This is a genomic window from Mesorhizobium loti (genome assembly GCA_014189435.1).
Taxonomy (GTDB): Bacteria; Pseudomonadota; Alphaproteobacteria; order Rhizobiales; family Rhizobiaceae; genus Mesorhizobium; species Mesorhizobium loti_G.
This window is the reverse complement of the sequence record CP050293.1, coordinates 5,325,818-5,349,982: the sequence shown is the minus strand read 5'-3', so window position 1 is coordinate 5,349,982 and position 24,165 is coordinate 5,325,818. Positions and strand designations below refer to the sequence as shown.

Here is a 24,165-nt window from a genome sequence, read left to right as displayed (position 1 = left end):
GTGCGCGGGATTGCCCGGTGCGCCAATTCAGGTGATGAGTCCCTGCATTGGCTTCACTGCGGCAGACTCCGGAAACACCTTGTCGCCGAGGGCAGCCGCCGACAATCCGAACTGATCGGCGAGCAGCCCTTTCAGCACCGCCCTGACATCGCTGGTCGGCGCCAGATCGCGTTGTTGGTAAAGCTGAGCCGGCTTCAATCCAGGCCAGTCGGCGATGACGCGCCCACCCTTGATGGCGCCGCCGGCCAGCAGCACCAAGGTGCCGGTGCCGTGATCTGTGCCGACAGTGCCGTTGATCTGGGCCGTGCGTCCGAACTCGGTGATGACGACGATCGCCGTGTCCTCCCAGCGTTCGCCAAGACCCTTTTCGAACGCCTCGAAGGCGCCGTCGAGACCGCCGAGCAAGGTGGCGAGCCGGCCGGTCGCACCGCCTTCATTGACATGCGTGTCCCAGCCATCGAAGGCGAGGGCCGCAACGCGCGGCCCGTCATCGGCCGCCATCAGCTTGGCCGCACCCTGTGCGGCCTGCCGCATGCCGGCGGCGCTGTCGAGACCGCCCTTCGGCTTCATCGCCCCGCCCTTCGGCGTCATCGCGTTGCCGCCCATCTGGTCGTCCAGCGCCATGCGGTCGGCGTCGAGCCCTTTTTGCAGGGCCACCGCCAGAACCGGGTCGCGGTGCTGGTAAAGGTCGAGAACGCGGGCCGCGAAACCATCGCTGGGTGCCGGCAGCGATTGCGGCGCCCAGCCAAGTACGGGTGCGGCCCCGCGGATCACCAGCGGCGTCGACGGCCCGACGGCCAGCCCGCCAAGCCTTGCAACGCGGTCGCCCGATGGCAGGTTTTCAATCGCCCGGTTGAGCCAGCCGGTGGCGACATGGCCGGGGCCGGCAAAGCCGCTTTCCAGCACATCCTGACCATCGAAATGTGAGCGGTCGCGATAGCCGGTTGCGGCCGCATGCACGACCGCCGCCTGGCTGTTCCTGAACAGTCGCGCAAACACCGGCATCGCCGGGTTGAGCGCGAAGAAGCCGTCGAGCGGCAGCGCCGCATGCGGGCCGGTCAGCGACAAGGCGATGTCGCCATGCAGGCCGGCATAGTCGGGATCGCCGACCGGACCGACCGCCGACAGGCCGTCAAGCGCGCCGCGCAGCACGATGACGATCAGACGCGGGTCGCGATTGTCGGCGGCGCGGGCAAAGCGCGGCATGTAGGCCCAGGCAAACAGCGCGCCACCGGTCATCAACATTGCGCGGCGGGAGGGGTCGGGAACTTCGCACAGCAGGCTCATGAATTCGTCTCCACGGGAGTTGTCTGCGCTGGAACTATCTGCGCTGAAATCACCTTCGCTGAAATTCGGGGGCCATCAGCAACAGCGCCAGCCCTTGCTGCTTGGATTCGGCACGGGCGATCGCTTGCCTCGTTTCCGGTGAGGCGGCAGGGCCGATCAGCGCGTCGAGCATGTCGTTGGGATTGCCGATATCTCTAGCCTGGCGTGCCGCTTGCCAGGCGATATCGAGGCGGATCTTCATGCCCTCGGCCGACGCCCAGCCGTCGGCCCCGTCGGAAAAGCCGTTGGGTCCCGGTGGCTGCCAGAGTGGCTCGCCCAGTGCGTTGAGCCAGTTGAGCGACTGGCCGGGATCGTTCGCCGGGCCGGGGCCGGCCGCCCTTCGGATGGCGGCGATATAGTCGAAGGGCGAGCGCATCTTCGCCAAAGGCGTCGACCATGCCTCCGGCATGTCGATGAGGGCGACCGCCAGTGCCCGCAGATTGCCGTCGGTCTTGGTGAAAACCCTGGCGAGGCGGGCGATTGTAGCCGGCGGGGGCGTATCGGCGATGAAATGGCGGGCCAGTTTGGTGGCGATGTGCAGGGCCGTTGCCGGATGGCGGGCGATATCGTTGAGCGCGGCCTCGGCCTGTCCCATGCCGCCGGCGGGATAGGTCTTGCCGAGCAGCATTGCGTCGCCCGGCTCATGCGCATTTGCGTTGAAGACAAAATTGCCGGGCTCGCCCAGTCGTCCATCGCGACCGGCCATCGTCCAGCCGGTGAGGATGCGCGCGAAACTGGTGACATCGGCTTGGCTATAGCCGCCGCCGACGCCGAGCGTGTGCAATTCCAGGATTTCACGAGCCAGGTTTTCGTTGAGGCCGCGCTTGCGGTTCTTGCCTGCGCGCGATTCCGGGCCGATCGACTGCTGGTTGTCGAGATAGAACAGCATCGCCGGATGACGCTCCACCGCCAGAAGCATGTCGGCGAAACGGCCGAGCACGAAGGGGCGGATGGCTTCCCGCTCGAAGGCGCCGGCGCTGGCGCGAACGACGGTGTCCTTTGCCACCGAAACACAGAAATGGTTCGACCAGAAGCAGACAAGGCGTTCGACAAAGCCAGCCTTGGCCCGAACAGCCTTGTCGAAGCGCGCCTGCGCTTCCGCCCGGAACAACGCCGCCTCGACCGGCGGCACGGTGGGTTTGCCGGGAGGCAGGGAGGTCGGCACGATTTGGGCGGGCACGGCTTGAGCGCTCGCCGCCGCCGGCTGCGCTGCCGCGGCCATGCGCTCGCGCTCCAACTTGCGCTGGAAATTTGCCGCCATGCTGGCCTCGATGGCAGTCGTGCTGCCCAGCAGGCCGGCATAGGCGGGGTCATCAAGTGAGATCATGGCGATGTCGGCTTGCCGCAACTCCGCCTTGAGATAACCGCGTGGATCGCCGGCTATGCTGTCGCGGTCGCCGGGCCGTGCTCCGAGCCCGAAGCGGTTGAACGCGACGAGGGCGGGATCAGGGGAATTGGAGGCCGGGATAGCCAAGTCAGCTCTCCATTGCTTGAGTCTCCCGCGCCTGGCGCAGGATGTCCGTTCGAGCCGTTTCGTACCTGTTCAACCTGGGTCGGGGGCCGGCACGCGGTGGAGCGGCCGACCCCCTTGTGTTTCTACCAGCGGTGCCAACGGTGCCAGCGATGGTGCGGATGCCCGACATAGAAGGCCGGGCCATGCCAACGGTGGTAACGAGGATAGACGACCACACGATTAGGGACGCAGCGGCCCCAATGATTGGGATGCCAGCCCGGTCCACAACCCCAGGCGACATGCTCGACCAGCGCCGGCGTGGCAAGGGGCGCCAATGGCATCGCTAGGGATGCCGCAGCGGTCGCAACCGTTCCGGCTACGGCAAGAGCGGCGGTGATCGCGTATCTTGTCAGATGGTTCATGACGATGCTCCGAATGTTTCCGAGGTTGAAAACTTGCCGCACCACACGGATCCGGCAGGACTGCCCTTCGCTTCGTTAAACGGCGCCGTCAGCGTTTTCCGTCGGTCATCACTGTGATTTTTTTGGCGTTGCCCCGCTGCGTTTCATCAGCCCTTGCGCCAGCACGCCGCGCCCCTCAGCGGAACTTGCCGCCGCGAACTCGACGATGCGCTGCTCCAGCCGCGTGCGCACGGTGACGTCGGCATTGCGGGCCCGCTCCAGCGCCGCCGACAGTGCAGTCGTGTCCAGAACCGGCTGTTGCAGCAGGTCCGCTGCCTCACGCCTGGCTTGCTGGCCGTCGAGGATGACCTGACGGGATTCACGGCGAACGTCACGCAACGCCTTGCGGAAGACGGTGCGATCCTGCTCGGGAAGCCGGTCACCGGCCGCCTCCAGCGAATAGCCCTGGTTTTTGCCGTTTCTTATCCACACGGCTCCGCCGGCAAGCGCTCCGGCCAGGAAGACGTTGAGCACCACCGACGCGATGACAAGGTTGCGGCTCATGGTCATAGGTCTTCCTCGATCGTGTCGCGGTCGGGGCTGGCATCGCCAAATGCCGTCACATTGGCATCCAGCACAGTGTGGTCCGGCTGGACCTCGGGCGTGACGATGGCCACCAGGGCCAGTCCTGCCACGGCGCCGGCCAGGCCAATGCCGGCAAGTCCCAGCCCCAGCCACCAGAACCGCTGACGCCGGCGCTGGACGAGGTGCCGGCGGGCGGCCTGCAGGATGCTGCCGTGCAGGGCTCTGCCGGGAGCGTCGACGCGGTAGCCGTCAAGCAGCGCGTCCAGCGTCCCGGCATGCTTCAAAATGGCCTTGCCCGCTTCGCTTGCGGCAAAGACCGTGCCGGCCATCCGCTCAGCCTCGGGCCATCGCCGCAAGTCACCGCCATAGGCCGCCGCCAGGGCGGCAAAGTGCTCGGCATCCATTGCCGGTTCGTTCCTGGACCCTTCAGCCACGTGTCTTCCCCTTGCCCGTCAGTACCGCGTGCCGGCGCGGTGTCGGAACGACAACAACCGGCCACCTGGCGGCGCCTGCAAGGCGCGATGGCCGTTGCGCGTTGGTGCCGGCCCGGTTCTCACGCATCGGCGCCATCCCTGGCCAGGATCGTCTGCAGCGACCGCCGGCCGCGCGCGAGTAAGCTTTCCAAGGCATCGACGCTGATCTCCAAGGTCGCAGCCGCCTCTATGTTGGACATCTCCTGATAATAGACCAGGATGATCGCCTCGCGTTGGCGCGGCGCGATGCGTTGCAGCGCCTGTTCGACCCGACGAGCTTCTTCCCCAGGATGAGCATCGGGAAGCGGCGCAGGATCGGCGACCTCCGGCACCTCGTCTGTCACCCATTCGCGGCGCCGGCGCAGCCGGTCGTAGCACAGGTTCAGCGTCACCCGGTGGACCCAGCTGTCGAAGCGCGCATTGCCGTGTCGCCAGCCCGCGGCATGACGCCAGATCCGGACAAAAGTTTCCTGTGCGACATCCTCGGCCTCCGCCGCGTCGCCGAGCATGCGCACGGCAAGCGCCAGGATGCGCGGCAGCTTGCGCGCGACCAGGGCTTGCACGGCTGCCGGATCGCCGGCGCCGACACGGCGAACCAGCTCCTCGTCTGGATCCGCAGCCATCAGTCGGCGCACTCCCGATGTTCATCGCGCGTCATTGCCTCTTGGTCATTGCTCCTGCTTGGGAGCGGTTTTGTGGCCCGGCAATTCGTCGGCCGTCAAAATGCCGTCGGCATTCTTGTCCAACCGGGCAAAGCGCTTGGCGAAGAAGGCATCGAGTTCGGCGCGGTTGATGAAGCCGTCATGATTGGAATCGATCCGCGCAAAGGATTTGGCGGCGTCGCCCTTGACGTTGCGCTTCGCCTGAAAGGCCTCCCATTCCAGCAGGCTGATCTTGCCGTCGCCATCCGTGTCGGCCGCCATGATCGCCTTTTCGCGCCGCTTCTGGAATTTGGCCAGCGTGATGTCGGACCCGGCCTTTGGTGTGGCGGGGGCGACGGTTGGCGGCGTGGTGGCGGGGGGCGGTGTCGTTGTCTGGGCGAGAGCCGCAACGGCCTGCAAACTCAAGGCAACGACTAAAATCGAACGGCTGATCATACTTTGCGTCTCCGGTTGGCGCGTTGCCGACGGCCTGTGCCGCCATCACGCTTCAACCGTTAAACGCCGCGACCCGAAAAATCCGTCGGTCGCGCATGCCGATCCGTTCGTGCTCGAACAGACAAATAGAGCCCATCCCGAATCCATAGGGATGGAACAGTCCCTAGTCGGATTGGTCGGCCGCAACCAGTTGCTCAGGCTTGAACCCGGCATGTTGCGGGGTCCACACCTCACCCTCGCGATTGAACCAGTGGCACATATACATGCCCGAGGCCGCGCCATCGCTGACCGTCATCCTGGGGCCCCCGGATTTCAGCTTGACGACGTCTCCGGTCTTGAAATTGTTGGGCATTTTTTACCTCCCATGCTGAGGCCACGAGTTTCACATCAAACCGGGGTCTCGACAATGGCAGATGTGCTTCACCGGCGTCGCAATCCACGACAACAAACGCGGCGTTAACGCTTTCGTAAATACTTGGTCGCTACTTGGATGCTCATGGCCTCGTGGCGGAGCGGCTACGCTGGAGACGGCAAATCTCTGAAGCCTCGGTTCGATCCCGAGGCGAGGCCTCCAAACTTTCCAAGATGCTGCCGGACCGTCAGGAGACACCAATCCTGTCCGGCAATGCGTTCAGCAGAGACAATCGACAAGAAGCGAGAGGCCGGGCACAAGAGGCTTGGCCCCGGACGCAAGAGGCTCAGCCCAGTGAGGGCGCTATTACCTGTTCTTTTGGAGGGAAGTGGTGCCGCTTAGGTGACTCGAACACCTGACCCCCGCATTACGAATGCGGTGCTCTACCAACTGAGCTAAAGCGGCCCAGGAGGCCGAGACCTCCAGGATGGGCAGGGTGATAGACGCAACCGGCCGCGAATTCAAGATGGGACTTGGCAATTCATGCGTCGTGCCGTCGTCGAAAGCCGGCCGCCGCGTTGTTTGCCAACCGTTGCCAAGTCGTGCTCCGCACGGCGCGCACCTTCCTGCGCTTGAAAATCGGTGAAACATGCTGATTTTGTTGCCGGAACAGCGCCGGCATGGACTTTGGACACCTCTCCAAGGCAGAATGCGCCGCTCGCCCGTTGATTGATTGGCCGCCTGCGGCTAACGATCACGGCAAGGTTGGCGAACGGACAGAGGGACCCGCTTGGACGCGATCGAAAAAGCGATCCGGAACGCCTTGGAGAGAGGCAATGCCGAGGACCGCGCGTTCCGCGAACGGGTCTATCGATCGGCGTTTGCCGCGCTTGACCGCGCGCTCCAGGCCAATCCCAGCGTGACCGTCGAGGTCGCCATCAAGCGCCGCAAGGCGATCCAGGCGAAAATCACCGAAATCGAATCCGAGTTCCTGCCGGCGGTGCCCGATGTCGGCTCGCAAGGCGATGCTCCGGCGGTCGAGCTTGGTGCAGACTCGGCGCCCGCTGTCGAAACTGGCCAACAGGCACCGTCGCCCGCTGTCGTCGTCGATGGGCCTGCGCAATCCGCTTCCGATGCGCCGCGCTCGCGCGTGCTGCCCGTCGTTCCCGACATCATGCCGGACGCCGCCCTTCCCCACGCTCCGGCCATCGACATGTCGGCGCCGGCCTCGGCCGGCGCGGCGACGGAAGTGGCGCCCGATCGCGATGAACGGCGCATTCGAGGGCGCCGTCTGCCACTGACCGCCATCTTCCTGACCGTGACGCTGCTCGCCGCTGTCGGCATCGGCCTGTTTTTCGCCGTGCAGACCGGCGTGTTCAAGACACAGGCGCAGCTCGATACCGCCCCGCCGCAAGCGCCGCCGACCGTCGATGACGACGATTTCACACCGGCCGACAGCGGCCCGGCAAAGCCCGGCGCCGCGGATCAGGCGCGCGACTGGATCAACGTGTTTTCGCCGACCGATGCGTCGCATGTCAGCGCCCCGTCGGACGCCAAGGCCGAGGTGATGAAGGACGATACCGGGTCGTTCCTGCGCATCCGTTCCGGCGCCTCCGGTTCGGCGATCAGCTTCGATGTCGGGCAAGGCGTGCTGGAGAAGCTCGCCGGCAAACATGCCGTGTTCGACATCATTGCCCGCTCCGAAGAAGGCAAGGAGACGCAGATTTCCGTCGACTGCAATTTCGGCGAACTGGGCGATTGCGGCCGCAAGCGCTATGCGGTCGGCCAGCAGCAGAACGAATATCTGTTCGACGTGCAGTTTCCCGACAAGCATCCCGGCTCGGCCGGCACGATCGCCATCAATTCCGACTTCGACAAGCAGGGCAAGGCCGCCGACATCTACGAGATCCGGGTTTCGGTCGAGCCGTAAGAGCGCCGGACAGGTCTAGAGCAATTCCAGGAAAAGTGTGAAACGGTTTTCCATCCGGAATTGCGTCAAAACAAAGAGCTAGAGCGCTTCGCCGTTTCCGTGAAACGGTGAATGCTCTAGCGATCGAGCAGCGCCTGCAGCGTCTCGATGCGGTCGGCCTCGTTGGCCGGCTTGTCCCAGCGCAGCCGTGAAATCCGGGGAAAGCGCATGGCGACGCCGGATTTGTGCCGGGTCGAGCGGTTGAGCCCTTCGAAGGCCACTTCCAGCACCAGGCCGTTGTCGCGGTCCGCCCTTACCGAGCGCACTGGGCCGAAACGCTCGACCGTGTTGTCGCGGACATATTTGTCGATCTGCTTCAGCTCCTCGTCGGTAAAGCCGAAATAGGCCTTGCCGACCGGCACCAGCTCCTCCTCGCCTTCGGCACCGGACCAGACGCCGAACGTGTAGTCCGAATAGAAGCTGGAACGCTTGCCATGGCCGCGTTGCGCATACATCAGCACCGCATCCACCGTGTGCGGATCGCGTTTCCACTTGAACCATGGGCCTTTCGGCCTGCCGGCGACGTAGGCTGAGTCCCAGCGCTTCAGCATGACGCCTTCGATGATCGGATGCGGCGGCGCCCGCCGCAGCTCCTCCAGCGCTTGCCAGTCCGTGAATTCGACGAATGGCGACAGATCGAAGCGGCTCGGGTCGAGCGTCCCGGCGAAGCTTTCGAGGCGGCCGCGCCGCTCGCGAAACGACAGAGCGCGCAAATCCTCGTCGCCGATCTGCAGCAGATCGTAGCAGCGCATGAAGGCCGGGTACTGCTGCTGCATCTTCGGTGTCACCGTCTTGCGGTTCAGCCGCTGCTGCAGATCCGAGAACGTTCCCGTTGCCTCCCGGGGATCGCCGACCAGCAGCTCGCCGTCCAGCGTCGCGGAAAAATGCATGGCGCCGGCGAGGTCGGGAAAGGCGCCGGAGACATCGTCGCCGGTGCGCGAATAGAGCCGGCGGATGCCGCCTTCAGCCACCGCCTGGACGCGAATGCCGTCCCATTTCCATTCGGCCGCATAATCCGCCGGATCGAGCTTTTCGAGATCGCCGTCGCCAACCGGGTTCGACAGCATCACCGGACGAAACAACGCCAGCGCCGTGCTTTGTGGCTTTTCGGCCTTGCCTTCCAGCCACGCGAACAGCGCCGTGTAAGGCGGCGACAGCCCGTGCCAGAGTTCCTCGATCTCGGCGACATCGACGGTGCCGAAATCCGCCAGCGCTTGTTTGGCCAGCCGCGCCGACACGCCGATGCGCAGGCCGCCGGTGACCAGCTTGATGATGGCAAAGCGCGCCGAGATGCCGGCGCTGTCGAGCAGCCCTGTCAGCACCTTCGGCCCGTCGGACCGGCTTGCCGCCTGCAGTCTTGCGACGACCTCGCCAAGTGTCGGCTCCCGGTTCGGGATATTTCCTGATGTTTGCGGCCAGACCAGCGAGACTGTCTCTGCCAAATCGCCGACATAGTCGTAGGAATAGCCGAACAGCACCGGATCCATGCGCTCGGTGACCAGCGTGCGCAGCATCGCCGGCTTGACCGCGGCGATGTTGAGATCGCCGGTGATGGCGGCCAGCGCCAGGCCGCGATCGGGATCCTCGACGCTGCGGAAATAGTCGGTCAACAAGGTCAGCTTGCCGTTGCGCGACGGCGTCAGGACAAGACGGTCGAGAAGTTCGGCGAAGCGGTTCATGCCATCAATCGCCCTCGTCCTCGTAACCAACCAGATGCAGCGGTCGCGCCGCGATGCCTTCGAGTTCGCACCAGCGCACCAGCGCTTCCTCGCGGCCATGCGTCACCCAGATCTCCTCGGCTCCGGTCTCCTTGATGGTGGCGGTCAGTTCGTCCCAGTCGGCATGGTCCGAGATGATCAGCGGCAGTTCGACACCGCCCTGCTTGGCACGCTGGCGAATGCGCATCCAGCCGGAGGCAAAGCACGAGATCGGATCGGGAAAACGCCGCGCCCAGCGGTCGGCGAAGGCCGAAGGCGGGCCGACGACGATGGCGCCCGCGAAGTCTTCCTTGCCACTCTCCACCGTTGCCGGTTCGAGAGTGCCCAGGTCGATGCCCTGGCTCTGGTAATACTCGCTGAGTTTGGCCAGCGCGCCATGGATGTAGAGCGGCTTGTCGTAGCCGGCATCGCGCAACAGCCGCATCACCCGTTGCGCCTTGCCCAGCGCATAGGCGCCGACCAGATGCGAGCGCTCGGGAAACTGCGCCGCCGATTTCAGCAGGCGGGCGATCTCTTCCGTATCGGGTGGATGGCGAAACACCGGCAGGCCGAAGGTCGCTTCGGTGATGAACACATCGCATTGGATCGGTTCGAATGGCGCGCAGGTCGCGTCCTTGCGCCGCTTGTAGTCGCCGGAAGCGACGATACGTGTGCCCTGATGCTCGACTGATATCTGCGCCGAGCCCAGCACATGACCGGCTGGATGGAAGCTGACGCTGACACCGTTGAGGACAATTGTCTCACCCAACTGTGCCGCTTGCGTAGTTCCCGCGAAATCCTCGCCATAGCGCAGGCCCATGATGTCCAGCGTCTGTTGCGTCGCCAGCACCGAGCGGTGGCCGGAACGCGCATGGTCGGAATGGCCATGCGTGATCAGCGCCCGGTCGACCGGCCGCACCGGGTCGATGAAGAAATCGCCCGGCGGGCAATAAAGGCCCTCGGGCCGGGGGTGAAGCAGGTCGCTGGCGCGCATGATCCCAAGATAGGATATAATTCCGCTGCGGGAAGCCTGTTGTAAGTGACTGCTGACTCCCGCATACAGCACCGCCGGCTCGATCCGCCGACAGGACTCATCGCCATGAAACCGCTTCAGGCCTCGTCCGGCGACTTGAACGCCGATCGCCGTGCCGATTATGCCGAGATGCTTCATGCGGAAGGCGATCATGCGGCAGCGGCGGAATTGCTGCTCGGTGCGCTGGAAATGACGCCGCAATGGGCGATGGGCTGGTTTCGCCTTGGCGAGATGCAGCAGGCGGCGGGCGCGGTGGATCTGGCTGCGCAGGCCTGGACGATGTCGCTGCAACTCGACCCATCCGATCATCAAGGCGCTGCACTGAACCTGCAATTGATCGGCAAGGCGCCGGCGGTCGATGCGCTCCCCAGTGCTTTCGTCGAGACACTGTTCGACCACTATGCCGAGAGCTTCGATGAATCCCTGGTCGACAGACTGGGTTACCGGCTGCCTGAGTTGCTCGATCAGGCCATTCGAACGGCAAGGCCGGGCCGCTTCCCGCTGGCGCTGGATCTCGGCTGCGGCACCGGCCTGATGGGGCAGAGGCTGCGGCCGATTGTCGATCGGCTGGAGGGCTATGACATCTCGGCCAGGATGCTGAGAAAGGCGCGCGCCAAGGGCGCCTATGATTTCCTCGGCAAGGCCGATCTGCGGGATTTTGTCCATGCCGGCCCGAAAGCCGATCTGGTGACGGTGGCCGATGTCTTCATCTATGTCGGCGCGCTGGGCGGCATTGTGAAGACGATTGCCGGCTTGCTGGCGAGCGATGGCCTGTTCGCGTTTTCCGTCGAGAAGCTGGCCGGCGATGGCGATTTTGTCTTGCAGCCATCGCGCCGCTACGCACATGCGCAACACTATGTGCGCGACGTCCTTGCTGCCAACGGATTTTCGGCCCTGTCGCTGGAAACGACCGTGATCCGGCAGGACCGGCGGGAACCCGTCAACGGGCTGGTCGTTGTGGCAGGCAGGCTGCCGGCGGCTTGAGGCTGCGATCTCTTGGCGGCCCCGCAGACATCCATGCTGCGAAAAAGTCCGATTTGCATGCGCGACTGATATTTGCGATCTGGGCGGGATATCAGGAGGAGCATAATCCATGCGCTGGAACATGATGATCTTGGCATCTTGCCTGCTGACCGCCGGCTGCGTTGGCGGCACCTCGGTGTCCGAACGCCAGGACGCCAACATACAGTCCTCCCTGCAGTATGACAGCGTGCCGTGCGACCAGTTGCTGGCGCAGCGCAACGGCTTGGCGCAGCAATACAACCTTTCGGCGAAGGCCAAGCCGACCTTCTCCAATCCGGCGATGGGCTTCGGCCCGTTCACGCCGGACATGCGCTCCAAGGCCAAGCGCGATACCGACCAGGCGAGCGGCGAGATCGATGCCATGAACCGGTCGATCGATCGCCGCGAATGCGGCCAGCCGGACAAGCAGAAGAAGCTCGCCCTGCCTGGTTAAAGATCCGCGACCGCCACGGGTCGAGAATCGCAGGCAGCAAACCATTTTGCAGGGCACGATCGGATGCATCTCTCGGAGCTCGGGGACCGCATATGTATCTTGGGGCCGTCCAACAGTGGCAAGTCGACCCTCGCCGACGCGATTGCCCGCAAGCGTGATCTGGCGACTGTTCACCTCGATCAGCTCTTCCATCTCCCGAACACGGATTGGGAAGCACGCCCAAGAGACGAATTCATTGCCTTGCACGACGCCGCAATCGCCGGCGAGCGTTGGGTGATGGATGGGAATTATTCGGTAGGTATGCCGCAACGTTTTCGGCGGGCGACGGGATTGATCCTGCTGGACATTTCCACGCCCGCAAGTTTGTTGCGCTATTTTCGCCGGACGTTGCTGGAGCGGGAGAGGCGCGGTGCCTTGGAGGGCGGGCGCGACAGCGTCAAATGGGATATGATCCGCCATATCACTGTCGCCACGCCGAAAAATCGCAAACGGTACCGGACTATGTTCGAGCAGATCGATCTGCCAAAGGTGCAGTTATCGTCACTGCGGGCAATCAAGAAGTGCTTCCGGGAGTGGGACCTGGCCCTATGAGGCCTTGTCCTGGCTAGTACCCCGCTTTGCGGTCCACCAGATTGTCGAGCTTTTCGCCGCGCTCGAAGGCGTCCATCTGGCGCAGCATGATCGGCGCCAAATGGACAGGGTCGGAGGTCGCCGCCGCGTGCGGCGTCACGAACACTTTTGGATGTCCCCACAGCGGACTGGTCTTCGGCAGCGGTTCGACCTCGAACACGTCGAGGCTTGCCTCCTTCAGCGTGCCGTCATCCAGTGCCCGCAAAATGTCGGCGTCCTTCTGCAGGCGGCCGCGCCCGGCATTGATCAGCACCGAGCCGCCGAGGCCGTTGCGCTTCCTCAATTCCTTCAGCACGCCATAGTTGATGATACCCTTTGTGTCCGGCGTCAGCGGCAAAAGCACGACCAGGATGTCGGTTGCCTTGAGGAAGGGGATCAGCCCGGCCTCGCCGGAATAGGTCGCGACGCCTTGCATAGGTCGCTCGCTGCGCGACCAGCCATTGACGGCAAAGCCAAGCGATAGCAACACCGAGGCCGCGGCGCGGCCGAGACTGCCCAGACCCATGATGCCGACCGAAATGTCACCGGCCGGCCTTTGCTGTGGCTCGTGCCAGATCTTTTTCGGCTGCTGAGAGCGGTAGAGCAGGCCCTGGCGGTGATGGTCGAGCACCCGCCAGACGACATATTCGGTCATGTACTGGGTGAGGTTCTCGGCGACGACCTTGACGATCGGCACATCGGGCAGGCCGGGATCGGCGAAGATATGGTCGACGCCGGCCCCGATCGAGAAGATGGCGCGCAGATTGGGCAGCGACGCCAGAATGTTCGGCTTCTGCTTCCACACCACGGCATAGGTGATCGAGGGGTCGCTGGCGCCGTCCGGCTCCAGCACCACCTCGCGTTCGGCCGACAGGAGTTCGCGCCAGCGCTGCGGATGAAAGCCGGTGACGGCAAGCAGGATGCGGCCTTTTTCCATCGCGGTCTTTTAGTCCCTCTCTACGCAAATCACTCGCTGACGATCCCGACCGGCGCCGTCTCTATCTTGAAGGCGGCCGAGATCAGCGCCCGAGTATAGTCGGTTTGCGGATTTTCAAAAATCTGCTGGGAAGGGCCGGCTTCGACGATCCTGCCATTGCGCATGACGATGACGTCGTTGGCCAGCGCGCGGATGACTTTCAGGTCATGGCTGATGAAAAGATAGGCGAGGTCGTGCTTGGCCTGCAGGCTGCGCAGGAGGTCGACGACCTGCGCCTGCACGCTCATGTCGAGCGCCGATGTCGGCTCGTCCAGCATGACGAAGCGCGGGTTGAGCACCATGGCGCGTGCAATGGCGACGCGCTGGCGCTGGCCGCCGGAAAACTCGTGTGGGTAGCGGTTGCGCGTCGCCGGATCGAGGCCGACTTCCTTCAGCACGGCCGCCACCTTGTCGTCGCGCTGGTCGGGCGACAGTTTCGGCTCGTGGATCTTCAGGCCTTCCTCGATGATCTCGGCGATCGACATGCGCGGGCTGAGCGATCCGAACGGATCCTGGAAGACGATCTGCAATTCGCGCCGCAACGGCCGCATGGCGTTGAAGGACAGCTGGTTGATGTCGCGGCCGTTGAACTGGATGGACCCGGTCGACGAGATCATGCGCGCCAGCGCCAGGCCGAGCGTCGTCTTGCCGGAGCCGGATTCGCCGACCACGCCCAGCGTCTGGCCGGCACGCACGGTGACATCGATGCCGTCGACAGCCTTCACATTGTCGACGGTGCGGCGAAAGAAGCCCTGCTTGATCGGGAACCAGACTTTTATGTCCTTGCCGGTCATGACAGGCTTGGCCGCGGCATTGGCCGCCGGCGGTTTGCCCTTCGGCTCGGCCGCCAGCAGATGCCTTGTGTAGGCATGCTGCGGATTGGCGAAGATCTCCTTGGTTGGGCCTGTCTCGACGATCTTGCCCTTGGTCATCACGCAGACCCGGTCGGCAATCTTGCGCACGATGCCGAGATCATGGGTGATGAACAGCATCGACATGCCTTTGCGGCTCTTCAGGCCGGCCAGCAGTTCGAGAATCTGCGCCTGCACGGTGACGTCGAGCGCCGTCGTCGGTTCGTCGGCGATCAAAAGTTCAGGCTCGTTGGCCAGCGCCATGGCGATCATCACGCGCTGGCGCTGGCCGCCCGAGAGCTGGTGCGGATAGGCATCGAGGCGCTTGTGCGGATCGCGGATGCCGACCTCGTTGAGCAAGGCCAGCGTGCGCTCCTTGGCCGGGCGGTCGGCCATGCCTTGATGCAGCTTCAGGATCTCGACGATTTGATGCTCGATCGTGTGCAGCGGATTGAGCGACGTCATCGGCTCCTGGAAGATCATGGTGATCTTGTTGCCGCGCACCTGCCGAAGCTGCTTCTCGCTCATCGCAAGCAGGTCGGCGCCCTGGAACAGGATCTTTCCCGAGGGGTGGCTGGCGTTGGGATAGGGCAACAGCTTCAAAACCGACAGCGCCGAGACCGATTTGCCGGAGCCGGATTCGCCGACCAGCGCCACCGTCTCGCCCTTTGCGATGTCGAACGATATATGGTCGACCGCCAGCGACTGGCCGCCGCCCTGGCCGAAGGCGACGCTGAGGTCCTGTACGCTGAGCAGGGGTGCCTCGCTCATCGGAACGTCTTGCGCGGATCGAAGGCATCGCGCGTCGCCTCGCCGACGAAGACCAGCAGCGACAGCATCAGCGAGATGACGATGAAGCCTGAAATGCCGAGCCAAGGCGCATTGAGGTTGCGCTGCGCCTGCTTGAGCAGTTCGCCGAGCGAGGCGGAGCCGGGCGGCAGGCCAAAGCCGAGATAGTCGAGCGAGGTCAGCGTCGAGATCGAGCCTGAGAGCAGAAAGGGCATGAAGGTCAAGGTCGCCACCATGGCGTTGGGCAACAGGTGCCGGAACATGATGGTGCGGTTGGGCACGCCGAGCGCCCGGGCCGCGTTGACATATTCGAAATTGCGGGCGCGCAGGAACTCGGCCCGCACCACGCCGACCAGCGCCACCCAGGAGAACAACAGCATCAGGCCGAGCAGGATGAAGAAGCCCGGCGGCAGGATGGCGGCGACGATGAGCAGGAGATAGAGCACTGGGATCGCGGACCAGATTTCGATGAAACGCTGGAACAGCAGATCGGTCCAACCGCCGAAATAGCCTTGCACGGCGCCGGCCGCGACGCCGATCAAGGCCGAGCCGGCAGTCAGGATCAGGCCGAACAGCACCGAAATGCGGAAGCCGTAGATGACGCGCGCCAGCACGTCGCGTGCCTGGTCGTCGGTGCCGAGCCAGTTCCAGTTGCCGACGATGCAGGCCGGGTCGGCAGCGCCCTGCGGGTACTGGTTGCAGCGCGTCTTGGCGTCATACTGCCAGGACGGCTTGGCCGGGGCTGCTTCCGGAATGGCGTTGTTGACGGTCTGGTAGGAGTAGCGCACCGGCGGCCAGATCATCCAGCCATTGGCGTTGATCTCATCCTGGATGACCGGGTCGCGATAGTCGGTGACGGCATAGAAGCCGCCGAATTTTTCCTCGGGGTAGGCGACCAGCACCGGAAACAGGATCTCGCCCTTGTAGGACGCGATGATCGGTTTGTCGTTGGCGATGAATTCGGCAAACAGCGACAGCACGAACAGGACGAGGAAGATCCACAACGACCAGAAGCCGCGCCGGTTGGCTTTGAAGTTCTGCAGGCGGCGCTTGTTGAGCGGCGACAGAAACGGCCGCTTGATCCGCACGGGTGCCGCCTCCGCGGTGGCAGTAGCCTCCGACATCAGACGTCTCTCCGCTCGAAATCGATGCGCGGATCAACCCAGGTGTAGAGCAGGTCGGACAAGAGCCCGACGAACAGCCCGAGAAGCGAGAAGATGTAGAGATTGGCGAACACCACCGGATAGTCGCGCTCGACCACCGACCTGAAGCCGAGGAGGCCGAGGCCATCGAGGGAAAAGATGTTCTCGATCAACAGCGAGCCGGTGAAGAAGGCCGAGATGAAGGCGCCGGGAAAGCCGGCGATGACAATCAGCATGGCATTGCGGAAGACGTGGCCATAGAGCACTTGCCGTTCCGACAGGCCCTTGGCCCGCGCCGTCACCACATACTGCTTGCGGATTTCTTCCAGGAACGAGTTCTTGGTCAGCAGCGTCGTGGTGGCGAAGGCCGACAGCACCAGAGCGGTCAGCGGCAAGGTCATGTGCCAGAAATAGTCGACGATCTTGCCCCACCAGGACAATTGATCCCAATTGTCCGACGTCAGGCCGCGCAACGGAAACCAGTCCCAGAAGGACCCACCGGCAAACAGAACCATCAGCATGATGCCGAACAGGAAGCCCGGGATGGCATAGCCGACAATGACGACGCCGCTGGTCCAGACGTCGAACGGAGTGCCGTCCTTGACCGCCTTGCGGATGCCGAGCGGGATCGAGATCAGGTAGGACAAAAGCGTGATCCATAGCCCGATCGAGATCGACACCGGCATTTTTTCCAGGATCAGGTCGAGCACGGAAATGTCGCGGAAATAGCTGTCGCCGAAATCGAAGCGGGAATAGTTCCACAACATCATGCCGAAACGCTCGAGCGGCGGCTTGTCGAAGCCGAACTGCTTCTCCAGCTTCTTGATGAATTCCGGATCGAGTCCCTGCGCGCCGCGATATTTCGAGCTGACATCGCCGGCGACGTCGAAATTGGCGCTGCCGCCTGCATCGCCACCGCCGCCGCCGAGGCGGTCGCTGCCACCCTGGTTGGTCAGCCTGGCGATGACCTGCTCGACCGGACCGCCCGGCGCGAACTGGATGACGGCGAAGGATATCGCCATGATGCCGAACAGGGTCGGGATCATCAAAAGGATGCGGCGCAGTATATAGGCGCCCATCAGTTTTTACCCTCCCCCTTGTGGGGAGGGTCGATCCGCGAAGCGGAGCGGGGTGGGGGTAATCTCAAGGCAATGCCGGCGCTAGCACCCCCACCCCGGTTCGCCATCCGCGCTGCGCGCGGAGAGCTCGCCGACCCTCCCCACAGGGGGAGGGTGAAGTGCTGCGCAACATCTCAGCCTTTGCCAATTTTTGCCGCCTTGCCCTTATCGAACCACCACAGCGTCTCGACCGGAAAGCCGAAATCGGGCTTCTGCTCGACAAAGCCGAACATGTCCCAATAGGCGACGCGGTGATTCGCCAGATAGTATGTTGGAATCCAGTCCAGTCGCGCGCGCAAGGCCCGGTCGAGCGCTCTGAGCGCCGTGACGAGTTCAATTCGGCTCTTCGCCTTACCGGCCGCCACGATCATCGCGTCGATGGCCTTGCTTTCGGTGCCCGGATAATTGCGCTGCCCCGGAATTTTCGCCATTCGGGAATCATAGAGCATCTGCAGGCTGTCGTCGGTCGGCGTCGCCCCGATCGACCAATGCAGCAAGGCAAGATCGAAGTCGTAATCGCTGTGCCGCTGCTCATACTGCGCCGAATCGATTTGCCGGATCGAGGCGTCGATCCCGATCGCCTTCATATTCTCGGACCATGGGGTGTAGATGCGAACGATGCCGTCATCCTCGGCCAACATCTCGACCCGCAACCGCTCACCCTTGTCGTTGACGACGAAACTGCCCGCGCGCTTCCAGCCGGCTTGCGCAAGCAATCTCGAAGCTTCGCCCAGCAGCTTGCGGTCATGGCCCGAACCGTCGGAGAGGGGCTGCGTCACCGCTTCTCCAAAGACCTCTGGCGGCAACTCTGCCCGGAACGGCTCCAGCAGGGCCAATTCGCCAGGCGAGGGCAGGCCTTCGGCCTTGTAATCCGATCGTTCGAAGTTCGATTGAGAGCGCTCGTAAGAGCCGTAAAACAGAACCCGCTTCATCCATTCGAAATCGAAGCAATTGGCGATCGCCTGCCGCACCCGTTCGTCGCGGAATTGCGGACGACGCTGATTCAGCGCGACACCTTGCATGTCTGGCGTCTTCTCGCCGGGAAATTCCCGTTTGACGACCTTGCCATCCTTCAACGCCGGAAAGTCGTATCCGGTCGCCCACACCCGTGAGGTGAATTCCTCGCGAAAATGCGTGTCGCCTTTCTTGAAGGCTTCGAAGGCGGCCTGCCGATCAAGATAGAAGTCGATGCGGATACGGTCGAAATTGTAGAAGCCGCGGTTCACCGGGAGATCGCGGCCCCAATAGTCGGCCACGCGGTCAAATTCGACAGTCTGTCCGGCCGCCACGCGCCCAATCTTGTAGGGTCCCGAGCCAAGCGGCGGTGTCATCGTCGAGGCATCGAAATCATTGGCCGTATAAAAGGCCTTGGAGACGATCGGCATCCCCACGATCGCAAGGATGTTTTGCGCCGACTGTTTGCCGTTGAGGGTGAGATCGAGGATGGCGGGATCGACCGCAACCGCGTCGGCCATGTACCGCAACGCCTGGGAAAGGTTCGGATGACCCTTGTCTTTGTAAAGCTTCAGCGAGAAGGCAACGTCCTCCGCGGTCAGGGGCGAGCCGTCGTGGAAACGCGCTTGCGGTCGCAGTGCGAAACGGAAACCGTTGCGGTCTGGCGACAGGGTAACGGTTTCGGCAAGCAGGCCATAGACCGCATCCGGCTCATCGAGCGCGCTTGTCATCAGCGAATCGAAACAGAGTTCGGTGCGCGGCGGCGCCTCCCCCTTCAGCACCAGTGAGTTCAATGTGTTGAAGGTCAGGAAGCTCTGATTGAGGGTCGAGTTCGGCGGCGCAAAATTCATCTGACCGCCTTTGGGGGCGTCCGGATTGACGTAGTCGAAATGCGTGAAGTCCGGTTTGTATTTGAGGTCGCCGAAGGCAGAGAGGCCGTGCAGTTTGGTGCCGGTCGCAGTGTCGGCGAAGGCTTTGCCGGGCAGCAAGGCGGCGGCAGCAACGGCACTGCCCAAGGCCAGGAAGTCGCGGCGGGCAAGGGCCGCCATCAATTGCCGCCCTTGTACTTGGCCGCCAAGGCTTTCTCCTTGTCCGGATCGATCCACCAGGAATCGATGTCGGCACCGACATAGGCGGGCTGCTTGTCGGGGAATTTGAACTTGTCCCAATAGGCCAGCCAGACCACCGAGCGGTAATATTGCGGCAAGACATAGAAGTTCCACAGCAGGATGCGGTCGAGTGCGTGGGTGGCGGCAACGAGATCGTCACGATCTGTGGCGAAGATGATGCGGTCGACCAGCGCGTCGACGGTCGGATCCTTGATGCCCATCAGATTGCGCGAACCTGGCGAGTCGGCGGCTTTAGAGCTCCAGAAGTCGCGTTGCTCGTTGCCCGGCGAATCCGACTGCTGCAGAATCCCGGTGACGACATCGAAATCGAAATTGTTGACGCGGTTGATGTACTGGGTCTGGTCAATGATGCGCAAAGTGGCGTCGACACCGATCTTGCGCAGATTGGCGACATAGGGGCTGGCGATCACCTGGTCGGTATCGTTCCAGCCAAGGATCTCGAACTTGAACGGCGCACCGGTCTTGGCATTGACCATCTTGCCGGCCTTGATCACCCAGCCAGCCTTGGCGAAGAGATCCACTGCCTGTTTCAGGTACTTCCGTTCCGCCTGCGGCGAATCGTAGACCGGCAGCTTGAATTCCTGGGTGAAAAGTTCGGGCGGCAGCTTGTCGCGATATTTTTCCAGGATCTCCAGTTCCTTGCCTTGAGGCAACCCGCTGGAGGCCAGTTCGGTGCCCTGGAAATAACTTGATGTGCGGGTGTTGGAGCCGAAGAACAGCGTGCGGTTCATGCTCTCGAAATCGAACGGGATGGTCAGCGCCTCGCGCACCAGCCGGTCCTGGAACAGCGGCCGCCGCTGGTTGAGGACGAAGCCCTGCATTGCCTGTGGCGCCTGGGTCTGGAAGTCCTTCTTGATGACATCGCCAGCCTGTATCGCCGGGAAATTATAGGCCGTTGCCCATTTGCGCGAGCTGTATTCGCGGTTGATGTCTTCGAGCCCGCCCTTGGTGAAGGCCAGCCAGGCGGCATTGTCGTCGAGGATGTAGGTGTAGCGTCGCGTGTCGAAATTCTCGCGGCCGATCTTCACCGGCAGCTTGGCCGCCCAGTAGTCCGGCACGCGTTGCCAGATGATTTCCGAGCCCGCCTTGAAACTGGCGATCTTGTAGGCCGCCGAACCGAGCGGGATTTCCAGCGTCGGCTTGGCGACGTTGCGCTTCTTGCCGTTGGCATCGGTGCCTTCCCACCAATGTTTCGGCAGCACGGCAAGATCGCCGATGATCTTGGGCAGTTCGCGGTTGCCCTTCTGGTTGAAATGGAACTCGACCTCCCGGTCGGAGATTGCCACCGCATCGGTGACATTCTCAAAATAGCGGCTGTATTGCGGGCTGTTGGCCTTGAGCACCTGGAACGACCAGATCACGTCATCGACGGTGATCGGCTGGCCATCATGCCATTTGGCGCGCGGGTCTAGCCGATAGGTCGCGGAGGAATAATCGGCCGGATATTTGTAGGCGTCTGCGATCAGTGGATGGCTGGTGCTGCCCTCATCGGTCGCCTGCTCCATCAGCGTGTCGTAGAGCAGACCGCCACCGAACCCGACGAGGCCGGCGGCCGGGGATCCCTGGACGATGTACGGATTGAAGCTGTCGAACGTGCCTGGCACCACCGAATTCAGCGTGCCGCCCTTGGGCGCATTCGGGTTGACGTAGTCGTAGTGCTGGAAATTGTCGCCGTATTTGGATTCGCCGATCAGCGATGAGGTGGTGCGCCATTCGTCGGCGCGGGCAGCCTGCAATCCTGCCGCCAGAAGGGCTGCCGCCAGCATCGACTTGAGAAGCGTCCGGCCAACCGTCATGCACTATCCTCTTCGCAATGCCCGTTCATGGGCAATCTAGATGATTTGGCGCTCGTGAAAACCGCCATGCGCGGCTTTGTCGCCGCATATGCATTTTTCCTAACAAAAAAGCCGGGCTGAACCCGGCTTTTTCAAGGTCGTCGAGATGATATCCGGTTATTGAGCCGGAGCCGGGGCGGCAGGAGCGGCCGGCTTGGCGGGCGCTGCGGCTTCAGCCGGCTTGGCCGGGGCTGCTGCATCGGCAGGCTTGGCCGGCGCGCTCGAATCGGCGGCTGCACCCGGTGCCGGCAGCGGCTTGGGGCTGTCGGACAGCGTGCGCAGATAGGCGATGACGTTGGCGCGGTCCTCGTCCTTGGGCAGGCCGGCGAAGCCCATGGCGGTGCCCTTCACGAATTTCTTCGGCGAGGTGATGAAGTGGTTGATGTTGTCGTAGGTCCACTTCTCGGCGCCGCCCTTGGAAAATTCCTTCATGCCTGCCGAATAGGCGAAGCCTTCATGCTCGGCGACCGGGCGGTCGATGAGATCCCACAAATCCGGGCCGACCTTAGTTGGGGCCGCCCTTTTCGCCGGAATGGCAGGCCTGGCATTTCTTGAAGACGGCAGCGCCTTGCTCGACATTGGCGGTCGCCAGCAGGTCGGCGATCGGCTTGGCCGCGACGGCAGGAGCGGCCGGGCCGCCCTCGGCAGGCTCGGCGGCCTCGATGGCAAAGCCGGGCTTTTCAGGCGCCGGCGAAGCAAACAGCGCATCGGACACAATGCCGACCGAGAAGACGACGAAAACGGTTCCGAGCAATCCGGCGAGCAGCTTGTTGACTTCGTTGGAATCCATACGCCCCTTGCTCCCTTTTCCGGCGGACCGAACCGTCCACTCCGTCCGTCGGTATCGTGACCCGCCCTGCCAGGGCGGTCAAATCGGGCGGAAACTAGGTCTTTTGCTGCGGCGTTGCAACACCTATAAGGGCGCTTCCAGTGAGACCTTTTGCCACTTTCCTTGTCCTCTTTTCGAGACGCCTTGCACCTGAGATGTCCACGCTGATCCTGATCCCGGCCCGCATGGCTTCGACCCGCCTGCCGGGCAAGCCGCTGGCCGACATAGCCGGCGCCCCGATGATCGTCCATGTCGCGCGCCGTGCCGCCGAGGCCGACCTTGGCCGGGTGGTGGTGGCGACCGACACGCAAAGCGTGGCCGAAGCGGTGCGCGCGCACGGTTTCGAGGCCGTGATGACGCGCATGGATCACGAATCCGGCTCCGACCGCATCCACGAAGCGCTGGTCGCGCTCGATCCCGGGCGCGACGTCGAAACCATCGTGAATGTGCAGGGTGACCTGCCGACGATCGATCCCCAGATCATCGCCGCGTCGCTCAGGCCGTTCGAGGACAGCGCGGTGGACATCGCTACGCTCGGTGTCGAGATCGTCCGCGACGAGGAAAAGACCAATCCCAACGTCGTCAAGATCGTCGGTTCGCCGCTGTCCGGCACCAGGCTGAGGGCACTCTATTTCACCCGCGCCACGGCACCCTGGGGCGAGGGGCCGCTTTATCACCATGTCGGTCTCTATGCTTACCGCCGCGCAGCGCTCGAGCGTTTTGTCGCGCTGAAGCCGTCGCCACTTGAGCGGCGCGAGCGGCTGGAGCAGTTGCGGGCGCTTGAGGCCGGCATGCGCATCGACGCCGAGATCGTCCAGTCGCTGCCGCTAGGCGTCGACACGCCGGAAGACCTCGAACGCGCCAGAACCATCCTTTCAATCTGAAGCTTCCCCTTCGAGCAGAGACTTTGGCCCATGCCTGAAAAGACCAACAGAATATCCTTCCAGGGCGAGCCGGGCGCCAATTCCGACACCGCCAGCCGCAACATGTTCCCTTCGATGGAGCCGTTGCCGTGTCCGACCTTCGAGGACGCGTTCAACGCGGTCGAGACCGGCAAGGCCGACCTCGCCATGATCCCGATCGAGAACACCATTGCCGGGCGCGTTGCCGATATCCATCATCTGCTGCCGGAATCGAAGCTGCACATCGTCGGCGAATATTTCCTGCCCATTCATTTCCAGCTGATGGTGCTGCCAGGCGTCAAGCGCGACGAGATCAAGACGGTGCACAGCCACATCCACGCGCTTGGCCAGTGCCGCAAATACATCCGCAAGAACGGCTGGAAGGCGATCGTCGCCGGCGACACGGCTGGCGCCGCCAAGATGGTCTCCGAGGTCAAGGACCGCACCATGGCGGCGCTGTCGCCGGCGCTGGCCGCGATCCTCTATGGGCTCGATATCATCGAGCAAAATGTCGAGGACACCGACTCTAACGTCACCCGCTTTGTCGTCCTGACCAAGAACAAGCAATGGGCCGAGCGCCCGTCACCCGACGTCAAGATGATGACGACCTTCATCTTCCGCGTCCGCAACGTGCCGGCCGCGCTCTACAAGGCGATGGGCGGGTTTGCCACCAACGGCATCAACATGACCAAGCTGGAGAGCTACCAGTTGGGGGCTTTCACGGCGACGCTGTTCTACGCCGACATCGAGGGCCATCCCGACGATCCGCTGGTCAAGCTGGCGCTGGACGAGCTTCGCTTCTTCTCCCGCGAAGTGCGGATTCTCGGCGTCTATCCGGCCAGCGCGTCGCGTGAGCAGTGGAAAGTGGCGGACTAAACCACCGAGCCCAGTGGCACGTAGTCGATCTCCATGAAGGCCTCGACCTCCGGCACCCAGCGGTCGCGCACGAAGGCGACATGGTCTGGATGGTCGTTGTACCTGGTATAGGCAGCCTGGTCGGCGAACTCCATCGAGAAGCCGAAATGATAGTCGTTCTTGGGGCTGATCTGCCGCAATTGCTCGAAATGCGTGACGCCCCTGATCGCGGTGAGGATTTTCTTGGCATCGACCAGGAACCTCTTTTCCTCCAGCGAATGCGATGGATGCTTCAGCGTGAAAACGACGGTGTGACGGATCATGTCCTGCTCC

23 protein-coding genes, 1 tRNA gene and 1 pseudogene are annotated in these 24,165 nt (G+C 63.3%); 6 read left to right on the top strand and 19 right to left on the bottom strand.

Annotated elements, in window-relative coordinates; translation table 11 throughout:
* Positions 1-27 precede the first annotated feature (27 nt).
* The 9 genes from HB777_25640 to HB777_25600 form a co-directional block, all read right to left on the bottom strand.
* Positions 28-1,287 (bottom strand): DUF1501 domain-containing protein, encoded by a 1,260-nt coding sequence (locus tag HB777_25640; GenBank protein QND66966.1) that lies wholly within the window; start codon positions 1,285-1,287, stop codon positions 28-30.
* Between the two features lie 49 nt (positions 1,288-1,336).
* Complete coding sequence (locus HB777_25635; GenBank protein QND66965.1) at positions 1,337-2,800, bottom strand: DUF1800 family protein; 1,464 nt, start codon at positions 2,798-2,800, stop codon at positions 1,337-1,339.
* A gap of 122 nt (positions 2,801-2,922) precedes the next feature.
* On the bottom strand, positions 2,923-3,201 hold the full coding sequence (locus tag HB777_25630) for a hypothetical protein (protein QND66964.1): 279 nt from the start codon (positions 3,199-3,201) through the stop codon (positions 2,923-2,925).
* A gap of 108 nt (positions 3,202-3,309) precedes the next feature.
* On the bottom strand, positions 3,310-3,750 hold the full coding sequence (locus tag HB777_25625) for a periplasmic heavy metal sensor (protein QND66963.1): 441 nt from the start codon (positions 3,748-3,750) through the stop codon (positions 3,310-3,312).
* Positions 3,747-4,199 carry a hypothetical protein gene (locus HB777_25620; GenBank protein QND66962.1) on the bottom strand — a complete coding sequence of 151 codons (453 nt, stop codon included), beginning with the start codon at positions 4,197-4,199 and terminating at the stop codon, positions 3,747-3,749. Before HB777_25620 ends, HB777_25625 begins: the two co-directional genes overlap by 4 nt.
* A 119-nt stretch (positions 4,200-4,318) precedes the next feature.
* Positions 4,319-4,861, bottom strand: coding sequence for an RNA polymerase sigma factor (locus tag HB777_25615; protein QND66961.1), 543 nt, complete (start codon positions 4,859-4,861; stop codon positions 4,319-4,321).
* 45 nt (positions 4,862-4,906) lie between these two features.
* Positions 4,907-5,335, bottom strand: coding sequence for an acid-shock protein (locus HB777_25610; protein ID QND66960.1), 429 nt, complete (start codon positions 5,333-5,335; stop codon positions 4,907-4,909).
* Between the two features lie 163 nt (positions 5,336-5,498).
* Positions 5,499-5,687, bottom strand: coding sequence for a DUF2158 domain-containing protein (locus tag HB777_25605; GenBank protein ID QND66959.1), 189 nt, complete (start codon positions 5,685-5,687; stop codon positions 5,499-5,501).
* A 389-nt stretch (positions 5,688-6,076) separates the two neighbouring features.
* A tRNA-Thr gene (locus HB777_25600) sits at positions 6,077-6,152 on the bottom strand.
* Positions 6,153-6,477: 325 nt separating this feature from the next.
* On the opposite strand from HB777_25600, the gene HB777_25595 reads away from it, so the two are divergent.
* Positions 6,478-7,617: a hypothetical protein gene (locus HB777_25595; protein QND66958.1), complete on the top strand. Its 1,140-nt coding sequence runs from the start codon at positions 6,478-6,480 to the stop codon at positions 7,615-7,617.
* A gap of 116 nt (positions 7,618-7,733) precedes the next feature.
* On the opposite strand, the gene HB777_25590 is transcribed toward HB777_25595, so the two are convergent.
* Positions 7,734-9,335, bottom strand: coding sequence for a cisplatin damage response ATP-dependent DNA ligase (locus HB777_25590; GenBank protein QND66957.1), 1,602 nt, complete (start codon positions 9,333-9,335; stop codon positions 7,734-7,736).
* A gap of 4 nt (positions 9,336-9,339) precedes the next feature.
* Positions 9,340-10,347 carry a ligase-associated DNA damage response exonuclease gene (locus HB777_25585; protein QND66956.1) on the bottom strand — a complete coding sequence of 336 codons (1,008 nt, stop codon included), beginning with the start codon at positions 10,345-10,347 and terminating at the stop codon, positions 9,340-9,342.
* Positions 10,348-10,452: 105 nt separating this feature from the next.
* Here HB777_25585 and HB777_25580 point away from each other — a divergent pair, with 105 nt between their 5' ends.
* The 3 genes from HB777_25580 to HB777_25570 all read left to right on the top strand — a co-directional run bounded on the left by HB777_25580 (position 10,453) and on the right by HB777_25570 (position 12,433).
* Positions 10,453-11,370: a methyltransferase domain-containing protein gene (locus HB777_25580; GenBank protein ID QND66955.1), complete on the top strand. Its 918-nt coding sequence runs from the start codon at positions 10,453-10,455 to the stop codon at positions 11,368-11,370.
* A gap of 109 nt (positions 11,371-11,479) precedes the next feature.
* The gene (locus tag HB777_25575; GenBank protein QND66954.1) at positions 11,480-11,842 is read left to right on the top strand and encodes a hypothetical protein; all 363 of its coding nucleotides are present in this window, start codon (positions 11,480-11,482) and stop codon (positions 11,840-11,842) included.
* Between the two features lie 63 nt (positions 11,843-11,905).
* The gene (locus HB777_25570) at positions 11,906-12,433 is read left to right on the top strand and encodes an AAA family ATPase (protein ID QND66953.1); all 528 of its coding nucleotides are present in this window, start codon (positions 11,906-11,908) and stop codon (positions 12,431-12,433) included.
* Between the two features lie 13 nt (positions 12,434-12,446).
* Here HB777_25570 and HB777_25565 read toward each other — a convergent pair whose 3' ends face one another.
* From HB777_25565 to HB777_25535, 7 genes and pseudogenes are all read right to left on the bottom strand, one after another.
* Positions 12,447-13,388 (bottom strand): glyoxylate/hydroxypyruvate reductase A, encoded by a 942-nt coding sequence (locus HB777_25565; GenBank protein QND66952.1) that lies wholly within the window; start codon positions 13,386-13,388, stop codon positions 12,447-12,449.
* A 29-nt stretch (positions 13,389-13,417) separates the two neighbouring features.
* Complete coding sequence (locus tag HB777_25560) at positions 13,418-15,049, bottom strand: ABC transporter ATP-binding protein (protein QND66951.1); 1,632 nt, start codon at positions 15,047-15,049, stop codon at positions 13,418-13,420.
* Positions 15,046-16,191, bottom strand: a complete 1,146-nt coding sequence (locus tag HB777_25555; GenBank protein ID QND66950.1) for an ABC transporter permease — start codon at positions 16,189-16,191, stop codon at positions 15,046-15,048. Before HB777_25555 ends, HB777_25560 begins: the two co-directional genes overlap by 4 nt.
* Complete coding sequence (locus HB777_25550; protein QND66949.1) at positions 16,191-17,288, bottom strand: microcin C ABC transporter permease YejB; 1,098 nt, start codon at positions 17,286-17,288, stop codon at positions 16,191-16,193. The genes HB777_25555 and HB777_25550 overlap by 1 nt, the downstream gene beginning before the upstream one ends.
* A 173-nt stretch (positions 17,289-17,461) precedes the next feature.
* Positions 17,462-19,330 (bottom strand): ABC transporter substrate-binding protein, encoded by a 1,869-nt coding sequence (locus tag HB777_25545; protein ID QND66948.1) that lies wholly within the window; start codon positions 19,328-19,330, stop codon positions 17,462-17,464.
* On the bottom strand, positions 19,330-21,207 hold the full coding sequence (locus HB777_25540) for an ABC transporter substrate-binding protein (GenBank protein ID QND66947.1): 1,878 nt from the start codon (positions 21,205-21,207) through the stop codon (positions 19,330-19,332). The genes HB777_25545 and HB777_25540 overlap by 1 nt, the downstream gene beginning before the upstream one ends.
* Positions 21,208-21,363: 156 nt before the next feature.
* A pseudogene (locus HB777_25535) lies at positions 21,364-22,036 on the bottom strand (cytochrome c family protein).
* Between the two features lie 194 nt (positions 22,037-22,230).
* Between HB777_25535 and HB777_25530 the strand changes: the two are divergent.
* Complete coding sequence (locus HB777_25530) at positions 22,231-22,959, top strand: 3-deoxy-manno-octulosonate cytidylyltransferase (GenBank protein QND66946.1); 729 nt, start codon at positions 22,231-22,233, stop codon at positions 22,957-22,959.
* Positions 22,960-22,989: 30 nt separating this feature from the next.
* Positions 22,990-23,853 carry a prephenate dehydratase gene (locus tag HB777_25525; GenBank protein QND66945.1) on the top strand — a complete coding sequence of 288 codons (864 nt, stop codon included), beginning with the start codon at positions 22,990-22,992 and terminating at the stop codon, positions 23,851-23,853.
* On the opposite strand, the gene HB777_25520 is transcribed toward HB777_25525, so the two are convergent.
* Positions 23,850-24,155, bottom strand: coding sequence for a Dabb family protein (locus HB777_25520; GenBank protein ID QND66944.1), 306 nt, complete (start codon positions 24,153-24,155; stop codon positions 23,850-23,852). The genes HB777_25525 and HB777_25520 overlap by 4 nt on opposite strands.
* Positions 24,156-24,165: the final 10 nt, after the last annotated feature.